The organism is Salinicoccus halitifaciens (assembly GCF_021026095.1).
Lineage (GTDB): Bacteria > Bacillota > Bacilli > Staphylococcales > Salinicoccaceae > Lacicoccus > Lacicoccus halitifaciens.
The window spans coordinates 805356-820213 of the sequence record NZ_JAJNCU010000001.1 but is presented as its reverse complement, the minus strand read 5'-3'; the positions used below and the strand labels follow the sequence as shown (position 1 = coordinate 820213).

Here is a 14858-nt window from a genome sequence, read left to right as displayed (position 1 = left end):
GTAAAACAATTAGTTTCAAATCCCTCATTAGTATTGTATAATACTCGAGTTGATTATTTTTAGGATTGATGGGTGAAATTATGAATAAAAAGTTATTGGTCACATTCACTGTCGGCGTATTCCTGCTGGGTATGATGGAATTGATCATCTCCGGTATCATCGAGCTGATGAGTGACGACCTTGGAATGAGTGTTGCCGTGACGGGACAGCTGATCACGGTGTATGCAGTGAGTTTTGCATTTTTCGGCCCGCTGCTGGTGAAGCTGTCGGAGAAATATAAACCGAAACCGGTCATCCTGCTGTCCCTGGTCGTCTTCATCATCGGGAATGTCATCTTCGGACTGTCCAGCACGTTTTTGATGCTTGCCCTGGGCCGGGTGATCACGGCGATGGCGGCTGCGGTCTTCATAGTCAAGATACTGGATATGACCGTGCTGCTCTCGGAGCCGAGTACCAGGGGTAAGATGATTGCACTTGTATATATGGGGTTCTCCGCTGCCAATGTGTTCGGCATACCGCTCGGAACGCTCGTCGGTACGATGTTCGGATGGAGGATCATCTTCCTTCTTGTGATCGTACTTGCGCTGGTCGTCGGCCTCGCCCTGGTTCTGCTCGCACCGGATAAGGATGCCCCTGATAAGGAAAGCACGTCGAAAACGCATATCAAAAATATGAAGAATGTCATTTTCTACATCGGCGTGACCATGTCCGTGCTGATCGGCAACTATATCGTCCTCGGCTACATATCACCGCTGATGACTTCAAACGGCTACACGCTTGCCAATGTCTCCGCCGCCTTATTCATTGCGGGTGCCGGCGGGATGGCCGGTACGATGCTCGGCGGGAACCTGGTCGACCGCTTCGGACCGAAGCGGACGATCCTCGCGATGCTCTCATTGTTTGCAGTTACGATGCTCATCATGCCGCTGCTTTACGGCACGCCGGTGTTATTCTATATGAACCTGTTCATATGGAGCCTCTTCCAGTGGAGTACAAGTCCGGCGGTCCAGTCGGGCCTTGTGGATTCGGTGGAAGGCTCCGCTGCAAATGTCTTCAGCTGGAACATGTCGGGCCTGAACCTCGGCATCGGCATCGGCGCCGTCATAGGCGGGGTCTTCATCAGCCGTTTCGACATCAGCTACGCACCGTGGCTCAGCTTCTTCATCATTTTGATCGGCATCATATTCGCTCTGTTAGTAAAAGATGAAAAAAGATTGTATACTTAAATAAGATAAGATGAACGTATTGTGAGGGATTTTTATGGTGATGAGAATTGTCTTGTATGCTGCAGTCGGGTTGTTATCCATATATCTGCTGAATTATTTTGAAGTGGCGGCGATCGAATACACTTTCGTGAACATACTGCTTGCGGCCGGGGCGGTTGTACTGCTCAGGATTTTATATTCACTGTTCACGAGACTGCTCAGGGTGTTCGTATTCGCGTTCGTATTCCTGCCGCTGATTGGCCTGTTCGTGTATTATTTGTATTCATATTTTACGGGACAGTCCATAGACCTTGTATTATGGTAGAAAACTGGACGGCAAATCAGCCGTCCGGTTTTTTATTTTTCAAGGAAAGTTTATAATGGGAAGGCAGTTAAAATAAAATTCGAGGTGAGCATGTGAACAACAGTCATCAGCCGACGGTCTTTACCGAAAGGATTCATGAGATCGACGGCATCAGAGGTTTTGCTTTACTCGGCATCTTGATGATGAACATCATGTCCTTTGCCACACCCATGATGCAGGATGCCATGGAAATGCGGCAGACGGAGCGGTTTGCCGGGCAGTACAATGAATGGACGATTTTCTTCATCAACACTTTCGTGACCGCGAATTTCTATACGATGTTTTCATTCTTATTCGGGCTCGGGTTCTACATATTCCTCTCCAGGGCACAGGAGAAGGTGCAGTCGGTCAATGTATTGTTTCTGCGCCGTATGGGCATGCTGCTCATATTCGGCATACTGCACGGTGTGTTCCTGTGGTATGGGGATATTTTATGGACATATGCGGTGACCGGGGTGCTCCTGCTGTTCTTCTACAGGCTGCACCCCAAGGTGAACCTCATCATCAGCATCATCATCCTGTCCGTCTTCACGGTATTTCTGCTGATGATGGCGGTCTCAATGTTTGCGGTGGACATCCCGATGGAAGGGGCTTTCCCGCTGTGGTTCGACATGACGGAGACGATCCATAACAATGACTATCTGGGGCTGCTCGGCATCAATGCCGCGTTCCTCGGGCTCAGTGTCATGAATGTCGTGTTCCTTGTCCCTGTCATCCTGGCGATATTCCTGCTTGGATTATATGCAGGACAGAAAGGCATATTCAATGATCTGGAAGGGCACAGGCGCCTGATCAACAGGATGGCCGTGGTCGGCATCGGCCTCGGGCTGCCCGTCAAGATCGTCACCGGCTATGCCATGACTTATGAAACACTGCATGGCGGATGGAACATGCTGTCGCTGATCGCAAATACGCTCGGCGGCCCGTTGATGTCGCTCGGCTATATCGCGGTGTTTCTGATCATCGTCCGCCGGCTGCCGGGACTCGTCAAAATCCTTCAGCCGGTCGGACAGATGGCGCTTACGAACTATATCATGCAGACGGTGATTATGATGGTGATCTTTTACGGCTTCAACCTCTTCAACCGTGTGGATGCCGTCTGGTTCATCCCGATCGTGCTTGCCGTGTTCATCATTCAGGTGATCTACAGCCATTTGTGGATGAAAGCGTTCCGGTTCGGACCGCTGGAATGGCTGTGGCGGACGGTGACGTACCTGAAAGCCATCCCGATAAAACGCTGATTTTTAATATGCTGGACGGAAGCGGTTCAAAACCGCTTCCGTCCAGTTTTTCATGTTGAATCAGGCCTGAGTATCGATGTTGTAGTCTGTGACGATCCATCCGCCGTCACGATGCTCGATCATGCTGAGTGAACAGTTGTGGAGTTTGGTGAGAACCATGTGTATCTCCTCGGTATAGTGTGACAGGAAGGATTTGATCGTCCGGGAGTGGGCTGTGATCATCACATTCTTACCCATATGGTTCTCTTCGATGTAATCCATCATTTTGGAAGTGCGGTTTGCAAGGGACTCGAAGGATTCGACGCCCGGCAGGTCGCCCTGTGGATATTTCAGTCGGATATGTTCGATGTGCTCGCCTTCCAGCGGCCCGAAGGACTGCTCCTCCAGCTCATCGAACACTTTAATCTCCAGGTTATGATGCGCATTGATGATTTCTGCAGTCTTATAGGCACGCGACAGCGGGCTGGATAGGAGGACGTCGAGCTTTTCCTCCTTGAAGAATTCCCGTGCTTTTTCAGCCTGTCTGATCCCCGCCTCATTCAGCGGTATGTCGCTCGATCCCTGCAGCCGGAGTGATTGGTTGTATTCCGTCAGTCCATGTCTCACTAAAAAAATCTTCGCCATTTATAACACCTCAGGATAAAATTATTAAATTATATGATACCATTAATATGACTGTAATTCGTCTTTGTTTCAAATTATTGAGAGGGGTTAAATCATGAACTTGCAAAGTTTCTATATCGGGGATCACCATGCCGAAGTGACGATGATGCTCGGTGCACAGGAAAAGACGGCAAAGGGGCATCCGGCTGTGGTGATCTGCCCGGGCGGAAGTTATATGTACGTCTCCAAAAGGGAAGCCGAACCTGTCGCATACCAGTTTTTGGCACAGGGGTATCATGTCTTCATACTGAATTATTCAACGATCGGCAGCGCCATCGAGAAGGAAGGCAGGACACCGACACGGGATGAACTTTATCAGCTGGCGGCGATGGTGGAAGACGATAAAGAGCTCGGATCGGAATTTCCGACGCCCTTGACGGAGCTTGCCATGACGATGACCTTCATACGTGAGAACTGCCATGAATTCAATATCGACCCGGACCGGATCGGTGTCGCCGGATTTTCGGCGGGCGGACACCTTGCAGCGAGCCTCGGTGTGCACTGGTCGAGCGACTGGCTGAGTGAGGCTGCAGGTGCGGACAACAGATGGTTCAGGCCGAACTTTCAGGTCCTGAGTTATCCGATACTCGACTATCTTCTCAATAAGGAAATTGCAGAGGAGCGGGGGATGGGCGACCCGAAATTCATGGAAATCGCTTCGAGGATGATCTACGGTGCGGTGCCCGATGAAGAGACCGTGAACCTGAGCCGGCTGAAAGATTACGTATCGTCCGACACACCGCCGACATTCATCTGGCATACGATGGAGGATAAGCTTGTGTTCGTCCAGAATTCACTGGATTTTGCAAAAGCGCTCGATGAGCATCAGGTACCGTGGGAACTGCATACTTTCCAGCAGGGTGAGCATGGCCTCAGCCTTGCGACGGAACTGACGGGCAGAGTGGATGAGCGGGCGAGCCGTTGGCTGGATCTGATGTTCACATGGCTGAAAGTCAACCTTTAGACAAAAAAATTACAGGAGACGCTAGGAAGGTCTCCTGTAATTCAATTCGTAAATTTTCACGCGTTCGGTATGATACGGATATATGATTTCTATCATATTATATGCCGGATCATCACAGCGACTGACTTTTTTCATATAGTGTTTTTTTATGTGCTCTGTATCACTCGGGTTGTTCACCAGGTGATACTTCGTTTCGTTATTCTTGGTGTCACTATACTTGACTAAAATTGTCATGATACACCAACTCCCTCGCCATTTATATAGCCGGAGCGGGCGTGCAGTAAACATTTTTCACTCAAAACATTTTACAGAGTAAAGTAATTACAGAATATAAATTGAAAGCTGGTGCAGTGTTGGAATATAGACATATCACTCCGGATGAACTGGAGGACGTAATGGAGTTACAGGGTTTCGTTTACGAAAACCTGGAAGATAAGGAGGTGCTCGAGACCATCGGACGCGGTGAGTTCAGCGAGATGATAGAGCAGGGCTTCATCATCGGCCTCTTTGAAGGGGAAGAGCTCAAAGCTGTCCGGGCAATGTACATACCGCCGCTCAATGACCCCGAGCATCTGGCCGAAGACGGCGGTGTGGAAAACAGGGAAGAGGTCATCTACTCTGAAATCACATTCATCCACCCCGAGTGGCGCGGACAGGGCTTTCAGACGAAGCTCGGCCGGGAACTGATTGAGAAGGTCAGGGCCGACGGCCGTTTCAAATACATCTTCACGACAGTGATGCCAACGAATCTGCCGAGCTTGAAAGATAAATTGCGGCTCGGCTTCAAAATCATCAATACGAAGTATATGTACGGCGGTAAACTCCGGCACGTGCTGCAGCTGAACCTGGAAGAACCCCTCGAGGTCTCGGGAGCTGCGGAAATAATCGACTATCGGGATACGGACTGGATGCTTGAGAACGGGCACAGGCACATCGGCACGAATTTCAACGGTACGGACATTGAGTACTATTTGAAGCATGATGAGTGATTAATTTAAGGAGGATATTATGAATATCGATCAGATTACAGAAGAAGCCATTGAATTCAGACGTGAACTGCATCAATTTCCCGAACTGAGTGATGAGGAGTTTGAAACTTCCAAAAGGATCCAAAGGCAGCTGACGGCGCTCGGCATCCCTTTTGAAACCGGCTTTGCCGGTACAGGCGTGCTCGGCATCATCGAAGGGGCACATGAAGGGAAGACGGTCGGCCTCAGGGCGGATATCGATGCGCTTCCCATCAATGAAATTTCAGGGGAGCCGTTCAGCTCAAAAAATGAAGGCGTGATGCATGCATGCGGCCATGATGCGCATACATCGATGCTTGTGGCCGTCGGCAAGGTGCTGATGGAAAGGCGCGATGAGATCCACGGCACCGTCCTTCTGATATTCCAGCCTGCCGAGGAGAAATCGCCGACCGGCGGTTCACAGCGTATGATGGATGAGGGCATATTCGACGGACGGGAGCCGGATGTGCTGATTGCACAGCATGTCTGGCCGGGTCTCCCGGTCGGCCAGTTCGGTGTGATGGCCGGGCCGGTCATGGGGAATTCGGACCGTTTTAAATTGGTGATCAGAGGGTCGGGGGGCCATGCCTCCATGCCGAATGATACGGTGGATGCGATCGTAGTCGGCACCCAGGTCGTCAATGCGCTGCAGACGATCGTGAGCCGTAATGCCGATCCTTTCGAACCGTCGGTTGTGACCGTCGGAAAATTCCAGGCGGGTTCGCAGCACAATGTCATCGCGGAGACGGCGGAAATCGTCGGTACGATCCGGACACAGTCCAATGAAACTAAAGAGATGGTGAAGGAAAGGTTCCATAAAATCGTCAATAATGTGACCGAGGCGATGGGCGCATCCGTCGACATCGAATACCTGGACGGCTATCCCGCCACCATCAATTCAGAAGAGTGGGCGGATCAGATGCATGAGACCATTTCGAAATTATACGGGGAGGCTGCACTGCCAAAAGTCAGGCCGAGTCTTGCCGGTGAAGATTTCGGCAGGTTCCTCCTGAAATATCCGGGAGTCTACTACTGGCTCGGGACATCAGTCGGGGAAGGGCAGAAGCCGCTCCACAACCCTTCTTTCAGATTGAATGAGGACGCCTTCAAGTACGGCATCGAAGCGATGAGCCAGGGTGCGGTCGATACGCTCGTTAAACTGAAAGCCGGGCAGTGATAATCCTCACTGTCCTGTAATATTTGTGGTAAAATTGATATTACATTTTAAAGATAAGAGGTCAGAACATGTCTAAAATTGAAATCGTTTATAAGTCGGGGAAAAAAGAGACTTTGGAAACTGAAAGCCATACGGCGGAAACTTTGAAGCGGGAACTTGAAGTGGCGGCTGCCCATAAGAAGTCTTATATGGAAGTCGACGGCTTTTCGATTTTCCCTAATCTGATAAAAGAAGTGCGTGAAGTGAAATAACAAAAAACCGTCCGGAAGGACGGTTTTTTTCATCAGTATTCACTGAAGTAAGTGTATAGTGCAGACAATTCCTCATCGTTGATGTGGTCTTCACTGTAAGCAGGCATGGAGCCCTCGCCGTTCCTTACAATCTCGGTAAACTCTTCTTCACTGAGGTCGGTGCCTGCAAGGGCCGGACCGACAGCGCCTGAAAAGTCTTCACCGTGGCATGAAGCACACGTGGCCTGGGCGATGCCTTCTGCATCCACATCCCCGCTTGAAGCGCCGCTGTCTTCTTCAGTCGTCTCCTCTTCAGCTGCAGGTTCCTCGGACTCCTCAGCACCCTCTTCACCGCCGCCGCAAGCGCCGAGTACGAGTACAAGCGAAAGGCCGCCCGCCATCAAATACTTCTTAAAATCCATGACTTCACCCCTCAAAATTGAAATATTAATACAGATTAAATATATCACAAACATATATATTTAAAAAGAATACTTATCATGGCAGGGGTTCCCGGAACGGCACCGGTCCATCAAAAAAAGGCCTATGCACCATCGAAAATCCGATGGGCATAAGCCTTTTAAAAGAATCTTACCTATTATCTTGAGTAGTACTCAACGATAAGCTGTTCGTTGATCTCAGCAGGCAGTTCAGAACGCTCAGGGAAACGTACGAATGTACCTTCCATTTTTTCCTCGTCGAAAGTCAGGTAGTCAGGTACGAAGTTGTTCACTTCAACTGCTTCTTTGACGATGTCGAGGTTACGTGATTTCTCACGAAGTCCGATTGTCTGACCTGGTTTCAGGTGGTAGGAAGGGATATCGACGCGGCCGCCGTCAACAGTGACGTGACCGTGGTTGACGAGCTGGCGTGCCTGACGGCGTGTACGCGCAAGACCCATCTGATAAACGACTGCATCAAGACGTGATGCGAGGAGGATCATGAAGTTCTCACCATGAACACCTCTCAGTTTGCCTGCACGTTCGAAAATCGTGCGGAACTGACGTTCGTTGATTCCGTACATATAACGAAGCTTCTGCTTCTCCTGAAGCTGAAGACCGTATTCCGAAATTTTCTTCCTTTGCGTCGGACCGTGGTCACCTGGTGCGTACGGACGACGTTCCAACTCTTTGCCTGTGCCTGTCAGGGAGATACCCAAACGACGGGACTTTTTCCAAATTGAACCTGTAAAACGAGCCATTTTGACTCCTCCTTATTGTGTTTTATTTATGCAATAAACATCATAAGGTAACAACCGCCCATATGGGTATATGATTTTAAGTGCCTTCGCCTCATAGCATTGGTTACACAACACACCAACTGATGGGAACCACATACGGACACATGATGATTGTAAGCTACTTAATCCGTTCATTTACACAATAGTATATTCTACATATTATCTATGTATAAGTCAAGGGTGTCAGATGTATTTTTTCAATACCTCTACGAATTCGATCAGTCCAAGGCGGTCTTCCTCACTGAAGCGGTCAAAGACAGGGGAGTCGATGTCAAGCACACCAATGGGCTCGCCATCTTTATAGATCGGGACGACGATTTCTGAATTACTGTTGGCATCACATGCGATATGCCCCGGGAATTCATGGACGTTGTCGACGACGAACACATCATTGCCCCTGAATGCCGTGCCGCAGACGCCTTTTCCGTTATCGATCCTGACACATGCAGGCAGCCCCTGGAAAGGTCCGAGGACAAGCTGATCGGATTCTTCCTCATAAAGGTAGAAACCCGCCCAGTTGATATCTTTCAAAGTCTGGTTGAGGAGGCTTGAAGCGTTGGAGAGGTTCGCGATCCTGTTCGTTTCATCTTCGAGGAGGCTCTCAAGAGTCTTGTTCAGCATTCTGTAATCTGTAATATTTGTTTCTGTAATCATGTCAATCACCCTTCATTCATCAAATTAATTATAAATTATATTATTATATGTTTTTTGTTTCAAGCTTTTAGGCTATAATTGATAATATATGTAGGAGGTAAGCGTATGTGGGTCTATCTACTTATCGGGATCATTGTACTAATAGCAATTTCAGTTGCTGTCGTTTTTTACATAAGAAACACTAAACTGGAAGATATCAATAATAAGTTCAATAAATTGGAAGATGTCAAAGCACTTCCTTTCCAGGATGAATTATTCAAAGTTAAAGATTTGAACCTTCACGGTGAGGCTAAAAAGCTGTACACCGGGTGGCAGAAAGAATGGCAGGCTTCACTCAAAGATTCACTTGATACCTCTGAAGGCAGGCTTTCGGAAGCAAAGAAAGATCTTGAAAAATTCAAATTCGGTGCCAGTGATGAGAAAGTGAAACAGGGCGAAACCGGGATTGCCCGGGTCGAGTCCAAATATGACCAGTTGACATCGGAAATCGATGAACTGGTTCAGATGAGTGAAAAATCAGCGATCGCAAGGGCGGAAGCTGAAAAACTGCACAGGGAGGCAAAGCGTGATGTTCTTGCCAGTGCGTATCAGTTCGGCGACGCCAGCGGGCCGCTTGAAGAGCTGATCGACAGCTTTGAACCTGAAATCAAGGAATATGATGTCATGATCAACGACGGCAACTACGTCAGTGCGGGGCGTCATATTGAAGATGTGCGCAGCGATCTCCGGACACTGAAGGAGAATATGGATGATATCCCTGTTTTGATCAGGGAAGTCCAAAAAGACCTGCCGGCACAATTCCAGGAGATCCGGTTCGGCTGCCGTGATCTGAAGGCGGAAGGGTACGACCTCGACCACATCAAGGTCGAAGGCAAACTATCCACGCTGAAAGGCAAGCTGAATCTTGTCGAGCCTTTGATTTCAAGGCTGGATCTGGATGAGGCGCGTAAAATACTGGATGACATCAACACACAGGTCGACGATATACTCGAGCTGATCGAAGTTGAAGTGAAGGCGAAGATCAAAGTCGATCAGGATCAGCCGCTCATCACCGATGAGCTGTTCCATGCAAGGACTTCGAACTACACGCTCAGAACAGAGATCGAGTATTTGAAGGATCAGTTTTATATCAATGATGCTGACATCCATTCAGTGCAGAAATTCGAACATGAGATTGAAAGCCTTGTGGATGTATATGATGAGATCGTGACGGAGACATCGAAGACGAACGCAAGGTTCAGCGAAGTTGAAAACAGAATTTCACATATCAAGGATCAGATTCTGCAGATCAATGACGAGCAGGAGAAAATCCAGGAACATCTCATTAACTTAAGGGAAGATGCCGAAGAGGCAAAAGAGAACACAATTTATATCCATGACAAAAAAGAGAAGGTTTACCGCAAACTTGTGACTTCAAACCTGCCTGAAGTCCCGGAACGGTTCATCATCATCAAAAACGAGCTGGATATCAATCATCGTAAGATCGAGGACTATTTCAGCAAACGTCCGTTGAATGTCCAGTACATCAAGGATAAAGTGAATCAGACGGTGATGGATTTGAACGAGTTCGAGCAGGAAGCCTATGAGTTGCTCAGAGATGCGGAACTCACCGAAATCATGATACAATACGGTAACAGATACCGCAGGGACGATCATGCATTCGATGCGCAGATACGCGAGTCCGAGCGGATGTTCAAGGAGAGCAGATACAAACGTGCCCTTGAAATCATCAAAGGTGCGCTTGAAAAAGTGGAACCCGGCGCCGCCCGGAAGATTGAAAACGATTATGACGAAAAGTGAATCTATAAGTTGGCCGAAATGACTTAGAATATTAATATTCTAAGTCATTTTCCATGGAAGGAGAGAATTGGATGCATTATTTTGATAATGCCGCCACAACAAAACCGTATGCAGAAGCGATGCATACTTTCAATAAAGTGAACGAAGAATATTACTTCAACACCGCAAGCATCCATAAAGCCGGGCGGGACAGTGCGAAACTTCTGGAAGCTTCAAGGAAGCAGATTCTTCAGGTTTTCGGGCTGCCGCACTACCAGTGCGTATTCACATCCGGTGCGACGGAAAGCAATAACATCGCCCTGCAGGGCATGTTGAGGAGGAAGAAGCGGTTCGGCCGCACCATCCTCGTCAGCGAGCTCGAGCATCCGAGCGTGATCAACATCCTCGACCATCATCAGAAAGAAGGCTTCAAAGTGAAGTTCATCCGGACGACTGAAGCAGGCCGGGTGGATGTCGACCATCTGAAGTCACTGCTCGATGAAGATGTCATATTGGTCACCGTCATGGCAGTCAATAATATCATCGGTTCCGTACAGCCGGTGGAAGAGATCAGGGAAGCACTTACGGATTATCCAAAGGTCCACTTCCATGTTGATGCCACCCAGGCGGTGGGCAAGGTCCGCTTCAATTATGATGGTGTGGATTCAGTGAGCATATCCGCCCATAAATTCCACGGTGTCAAAGGTGCAGGGGCACTGATGCTGAAGGAGATCAAGGCTGCAGAACCGATCCATTACGGCGGCGGCCATGAATTCGATATACGGAGCGGGACGGTGAACCTGCCGGCGGTCACGGCAATGGCGAAAGCTTTGAGGCTCTCTGTTGAAGGCATGAGTAATGATAAGGAAAGGCTCAAGGATTTCAACCGCATGATCAGGGAAGAGATGGAAGCTTTAAGATCCATCACCATCCAGCCGTCCGGTGTCCCGCATATCATCAATCTCTCATTCACGGGGGCGAAAGGTGAAGTCGTCGTCAATGCACTCTCGGAGAAAAATGTCATGGTATCGACGACGAGCGCCTGTGCTTCAAAGCGCGCCACGTCGAACGAGACACTCACTGCCATGGGCGTGGATAAAGAGGTGATCGACGGCAGCATACGGATCTCGATGTCTAAAGACACCACACACCGGGACGTCAAAATGCTGATCCGGTCGCTGAAAGAGGTATACGAAGAAATAGGAGATGTTTTAAAATGAAATACGATCATATATTAATCCGCTACGGTGAAATGACTTTGAAGAGCCGGAACAGGAAAATGTTTGTCAGCGCTTTGAGGAAGCGTCTCAACCGGGCGCTCGATGGTATGGATGTCCATATAAAGACGACGAGGGACCGGGGCTACATCGATCTGCTGGATGCAGATGCTTATCAGGTCATTGAAAAATTGAAGCATATCAGCGGGATACTCAGCGTCTCGCCGGTGGTGAAGATTGAAAAGTCCGAAGAGGCGATGAAGGAGACTGCCCTGCAGTTTGCAGAAGATTTCGGGACGGGCCGCACCTTCAAGATAGAAGTGAAGCGTTCCGATAAGACTTTCCATCTTGAGACGTTCGATATCCAGGACATGCTCGGCGGCCATGTGCTTAAAAATACGGACCACCTGTCTGTGAACGTCAGGAAGCCCGACCATACGATCACTGCGGAAGTGCGGCAGGATGCAGTCTATATGTACCATGACACTGTGCAGTGCCTGGGCGGACTGCCGCTCGGCACCGGCGGCAAAGGGCTCTTGATGCTCTCCGGGGGGATAGATTCCCCGGTCGCGGGACTCGATGTCATGAGAAAGGGCGTTGAAATCGAAGCGGTGCACTTCCATTCACCGCCTTATACAAGCCCTGAAGCCACTGAGAAAGTGAAGAAGCTCGTCGATATCATGAGTGAACGGACGGGATATGACATCAAACTGCATATCGTGCCATTCACCGAGCTGCAGACGACTTTGTACGACCGCATCCCGGACAATCTGTCAATGACGTCGACGAGACGCGTCATGCTCAAGATCGCTGAAAAGCTTGCCGGGGCGACCGGGGCGGAAGCGGTGATCAACGGGGAGAACCTCGGACAGGTCGCCTCCCAGACGCTGACGAGCATGCATGCGATCAACGAAGTGACGAACATGCCGGTGCTCCGGCCGCTGCTTACTTTGGAGAAGAATGAAATCGTCAATATGGCGAAGCAGTTCGGGACTTATGAAACTTCCATCCTCCCTTATGAGGACTGCTGCACGATCTTCAAGCCGAAGTCGCCGAAAACGAAACCGTCGCTTGAGAAGGTCAGGAAGTTCGAAGAGAGAGTGGATTTCGGTCCATTGATCGAGAAGGCACTCTCGGGAATAGAAACATATACTCAGAACAGTGAAGAAGCCGAGGAATTCGGGGAACTGTTATAAAAAAGAAACTTCCTGGTTTACAGGAAGTTTCTTTGCGTTTTGTGCCAGAAAGTGTTGTTCGGGAGCTTCAATGTCTTGATGACCCTGTCGGAGACGCGTATTTGGACCTCTTCGGTATTCTGCAGGCTGAGCGCTTCATTGTCGAGGGACATGATGGGGTAGTAATCACGCTTCTTATCGATCATCAGCGTGAGCGGGCGGTCTTTATTGAGCAGGAAGCTCGTGCCGAGCGTCCTGTACTTGTTGTTGTTGACGCTCGCAAGTTCCGTGACCTGAATCGCTTTCAGCAGCGGGTCGACGACGGCGCCGCCCAGGGATTTGTTGTAGCCGGTCGAACCAGTCGGGGTGCACACCAGAATGCCGTCCCCGTGGAACTGCTCGAAGAGAAAGTCATCGATGTAGACATCCATCATGATCGTCTTCACGATGCTTGACCTCAGCGTGAATTCATTCAGGCAGTAGCTTTCCTGGTTGTCGTTGATTTTCACTGCGATGGTCGGGTAATTGCGCACATGGGTCTCCTCGGAAGTCAGCGCCTCTTCGATCATGCGGCTCTCTTTGTAGCTGAAATCCACATACATATAGTCATCTTCTTCGATTGCGATGCCGATATAGACACAGTCATTCCGGAACCCGGTCTTCCTTACGGCCTGCAGGAACGTGCCGTCCCCTCCGATTGAAGCGATCAGGTCCGCCTCCGCACTTGAATCGACAGTGCTGATACCCATATTTTTGAAGACTTCGACCAGGTCTTTCCTGATCCTTTCCGTATCCTTACCGAAAGGGTCGAAGAAGTAAACATTCTTAAATTGCTCCACGTGTGCCACCCCTCAAATATTATTTGAATCGATCATCTATATGTTATCATAAAAAGGGAATAGGATTAAATAATAGGGAGTGAGATTATGAAACGTATAATAGCTGCAGTCATTGCGGGGACACTGCTCGTTTTCGGCATATTCTTTTCGATTTTCACGAATTTATGGGCCAGTGACTTCCAGGAGACCTTCGATCAGTTTGCGGGCGGAGACTTCCCACCGGCGCAGGTCGTTGAACAGGGGGATCCGGGCAGTAAGATCGCCATGATCAATATTGAAGGGACGATCATCGACACGGGCAGCGAACCCGGCATGTTTTCACCGGACCAATATAACCACCAGCTTGTGATCGAATCATTGAAGCAGATCATTGAAGACGATACAGTCCAGGCTGTCCTTTTGAATGTGGATTCACCCGGGGGCGGGGTGTACGAATCAGCTGAAGTACATAAATACCTTACAGAAGCAAAAGAAGCCGGCAAGATCATCTACAGTTCAATGGGCGGCATGGCTGCCTCGGGAGGATATTATGTGTCTGCACCGGCCGACCAGATATTTGCTTCGAATGAAACCATGACCGGCTCGATCGGCGTCATCATGCAGTCGTTGAACTTCGAACAGCTTGCTGAAGATCTGGGTGTCGAATTCAACACTTATACAAGCGGTGATATGAAAGAGATGCTGAGTGCGACAAGGGAACCGACCGAAGAAGAGACCGAATATGTCCAGGGCATGGTCGACAGCATGTTCGATGACTTCGTCCAGGTCGTGGCAGACGGCCGCGGCATGAGCGAGGACGAAGTGAGGGACATCGCAGACGGCCGAATCTACCTTGGTGAAGATGCGCTGGATAACGGGCTTGTCGATCAGATCGGCTACATCGAAGATGCGACGGCCGCATTGAAGGAAGAGATCGGCGGCAACCCGCAGATCATCGAATATGGCTACGCGACGAACTTCGCCGGCATCAACCTGAATTACGGCCTGGGCAGCCTGATCGGCGACATCACCGGCCGCAATGATATTGCACGCATGGAAAACCTGATCAATAACCGCCAGGGTCTTCAGCCGATGTACCTGTATGAAAGATAAGGAGGGACAGT

The 14858-nt window shown here is 49.4% G+C and carries 16 protein-coding genes; 11 read left to right on the top strand and 5 right to left on the bottom strand.

Translation table 11 applies throughout. The annotated features are described in order from the left end of the window. Positions 1-80 precede the first annotated feature (80 nt). From LPW40_RS04145 to LPW40_RS13670, 3 genes are all read left to right on the top strand, one after another. Positions 81-1226 (top strand): MFS transporter, encoded by a 1146-nt coding sequence (locus LPW40_RS04145; RefSeq protein ID WP_230820944.1) that lies wholly within the window; start codon positions 81-83, stop codon positions 1224-1226. Between the two features lie 34 nt (positions 1227-1260). Continuing rightward, positions 1261-1530: a hypothetical protein gene (locus tag LPW40_RS04140; RefSeq protein ID WP_230820943.1), complete on the top strand. Its 270-nt coding sequence runs from the start codon at positions 1261-1263 to the stop codon at positions 1528-1530. 92 nt (positions 1531-1622) lie between these two features. Next, entirely contained in the window at positions 1623-2810 is a 1188-nt protein-coding gene (locus LPW40_RS13670) for a DUF418 domain-containing protein (RefSeq protein WP_230820942.1), read from the top strand. 60 nt (positions 2811-2870) lie between these two features. Here LPW40_RS13670 and LPW40_RS04130 read toward each other — a convergent pair whose 3' ends face one another. Continuing rightward, entirely contained in the window at positions 2871-3434 is a 564-nt protein-coding gene (locus tag LPW40_RS04130) for a histidine phosphatase family protein (protein ID WP_230820941.1), read from the bottom strand. 94 nt (positions 3435-3528) lie between these two features. On the opposite strand from LPW40_RS04130, the gene LPW40_RS04125 reads away from it, so the two are divergent. From LPW40_RS04125 to LPW40_RS04110, 4 genes are all read left to right on the top strand, one after another. Then, a complete protein-coding gene (locus LPW40_RS04125) occupies positions 3529-4437 on the top strand; it encodes an alpha/beta hydrolase (RefSeq protein ID WP_230820940.1) in 909 nt (302 codons plus the stop codon). A gap of 395 nt (positions 4438-4832) precedes the next feature. Further along, positions 4833-5426 carry a GNAT family N-acetyltransferase gene (locus LPW40_RS04120; RefSeq protein WP_230820939.1) on the top strand — a complete coding sequence of 198 codons (594 nt, stop codon included), beginning with the start codon at positions 4833-4835 and terminating at the stop codon, positions 5424-5426. Positions 5427-5445: 19 nt separating this feature from the next. Next, a complete protein-coding gene (locus LPW40_RS04115) occupies positions 5446-6621 on the top strand; it encodes a M20 metallopeptidase family protein (protein ID WP_230820938.1) in 1176 nt (391 codons plus the stop codon). A gap of 68 nt (positions 6622-6689) precedes the next feature. Next, entirely contained in the window at positions 6690-6872 is a 183-nt protein-coding gene (locus LPW40_RS04110; protein ID WP_097039331.1) for a hypothetical protein, read from the top strand. 32 nt (positions 6873-6904) lie between these two features. Here the strand turns inward: LPW40_RS04110 and LPW40_RS04105 are convergent, their stop codons facing one another. The 3 genes from LPW40_RS04105 to LPW40_RS04095 all read right to left on the bottom strand — a co-directional run bounded on the left by LPW40_RS04105 (position 6905) and on the right by LPW40_RS04095 (position 8745). Continuing rightward, positions 6905-7273: a c-type cytochrome gene (locus LPW40_RS04105; RefSeq protein WP_230820937.1), complete on the bottom strand. Its 369-nt coding sequence runs from the start codon at positions 7271-7273 to the stop codon at positions 6905-6907. A gap of 176 nt (positions 7274-7449) precedes the next feature. Beyond that, positions 7450-8052, bottom strand: coding sequence for a 30S ribosomal protein S4 (rpsD, locus tag LPW40_RS04100; protein ID WP_097039326.1), 603 nt, complete (start codon positions 8050-8052; stop codon positions 7450-7452). Positions 8053-8274: 222 nt separating this feature from the next. Further along, a complete protein-coding gene (locus LPW40_RS04095; RefSeq protein ID WP_230820936.1) occupies positions 8275-8745 on the bottom strand; it encodes a GAF domain-containing protein in 471 nt (156 codons plus the stop codon). Positions 8746-8850: 105 nt separating this feature from the next. On the opposite strand from LPW40_RS04095, the gene LPW40_RS04090 reads away from it, so the two are divergent. From LPW40_RS04090 to thiI, 3 genes are all read left to right on the top strand, one after another. After that, the gene (locus LPW40_RS04090) at positions 8851-10545 is read left to right on the top strand and encodes a septation ring formation regulator EzrA (RefSeq protein ID WP_230820935.1); all 1695 of its coding nucleotides are present in this window, start codon (positions 8851-8853) and stop codon (positions 10543-10545) included. A 71-nt stretch (positions 10546-10616) separates the two neighbouring features. Further along, positions 10617-11744 (top strand): cysteine desulfurase family protein, encoded by a 1128-nt coding sequence (locus tag LPW40_RS04085; RefSeq protein WP_230820934.1) that lies wholly within the window; start codon positions 10617-10619, stop codon positions 11742-11744. Next, positions 11741-12937, top strand: a complete 1197-nt coding sequence (gene thiI / locus LPW40_RS04080) for a tRNA uracil 4-sulfurtransferase ThiI (protein ID WP_230820933.1) — start codon at positions 11741-11743, stop codon at positions 12935-12937. The genes LPW40_RS04085 and thiI overlap by 4 nt, the downstream gene beginning before the upstream one ends. A gap of 17 nt (positions 12938-12954) precedes the next feature. Here thiI and LPW40_RS04075 read toward each other — a convergent pair whose 3' ends face one another. Next, a complete protein-coding gene (locus LPW40_RS04075; RefSeq protein ID WP_230820932.1) occupies positions 12955-13755 on the bottom strand; it encodes an NAD kinase in 801 nt (266 codons plus the stop codon). Positions 13756-13842: 87 nt separating this feature from the next. On the opposite strand from LPW40_RS04075, the gene sppA reads away from it, so the two are divergent. Beyond that, positions 13843-14847: a signal peptide peptidase SppA gene (sppA, locus tag LPW40_RS04070; protein ID WP_230820931.1), complete on the top strand. Its 1005-nt coding sequence runs from the start codon at positions 13843-13845 to the stop codon at positions 14845-14847. The last annotated feature ends 11 nt before the right edge of the window (positions 14848-14858 follow it).

Excerpts from the sequence above, each read along its gene's own strand:
- LPW40_RS04145 (WP_230820944.1), top strand. The coding sequence starts at position 81 with ATGAATAAAAAGTTATTGGTCACATTCACTGTCGGCGTATTCCTGCTG.
- LPW40_RS04140 (WP_230820943.1), top strand. The coding sequence starts at position 1,261 with ATGGTGATGAGAATTGTCTTGTATGCTGCAGTCGGGTTGTTATCCATA.
- LPW40_RS04130 (WP_230820941.1), bottom strand. The coding sequence starts at position 3,434 with ATGGCGAAGATTTTTTTAGTGAGACATGGACTGACGGAATACAACCAA.
- LPW40_RS04125 (WP_230820940.1), top strand. The coding sequence starts at position 3,529 with ATGAACTTGCAAAGTTTCTATATCGGGGATCACCATGCCGAAGTGACG.
- LPW40_RS04120 (WP_230820939.1), top strand. The coding sequence starts at position 4,833 with ATGGAGTTACAGGGTTTCGTTTACGAAAACCTGGAAGATAAGGAGGTG.
- LPW40_RS04115 (WP_230820938.1), top strand. The coding sequence starts at position 5,446 with ATGAATATCGATCAGATTACAGAAGAAGCCATTGAATTCAGACGTGAA.
- LPW40_RS04110 (WP_097039331.1), top strand. The coding sequence starts at position 6,690 with ATGTCTAAAATTGAAATCGTTTATAAGTCGGGGAAAAAAGAGACTTTG.
- LPW40_RS04105 (WP_230820937.1), bottom strand. The coding sequence starts at position 7,273 with ATGGATTTTAAGAAGTATTTGATGGCGGGCGGCCTTTCGCTTGTACTC.
- rpsD (WP_097039326.1), bottom strand. The coding sequence starts at position 8,052 with ATGGCTCGTTTTACAGGTTCAATTTGGAAAAAGTCCCGTCGTTTGGGT.
- LPW40_RS04095 (WP_230820936.1), bottom strand. The coding sequence starts at position 8,745 with ATGATTACAGAAACAAATATTACAGATTACAGAATGCTGAACAAGACT.
- LPW40_RS04090 (WP_230820935.1), top strand. The coding sequence starts at position 8,851 with ATGTGGGTCTATCTACTTATCGGGATCATTGTACTAATAGCAATTTCA.
- LPW40_RS04085 (WP_230820934.1), top strand. The coding sequence starts at position 10,617 with ATGCATTATTTTGATAATGCCGCCACAACAAAACCGTATGCAGAAGCG.
- thiI (WP_230820933.1), top strand. The coding sequence starts at position 11,741 with ATGAAATACGATCATATATTAATCCGCTACGGTGAAATGACTTTGAAG.
- sppA (WP_230820931.1), top strand. The coding sequence starts at position 13,843 with ATGAAACGTATAATAGCTGCAGTCATTGCGGGGACACTGCTCGTTTTC.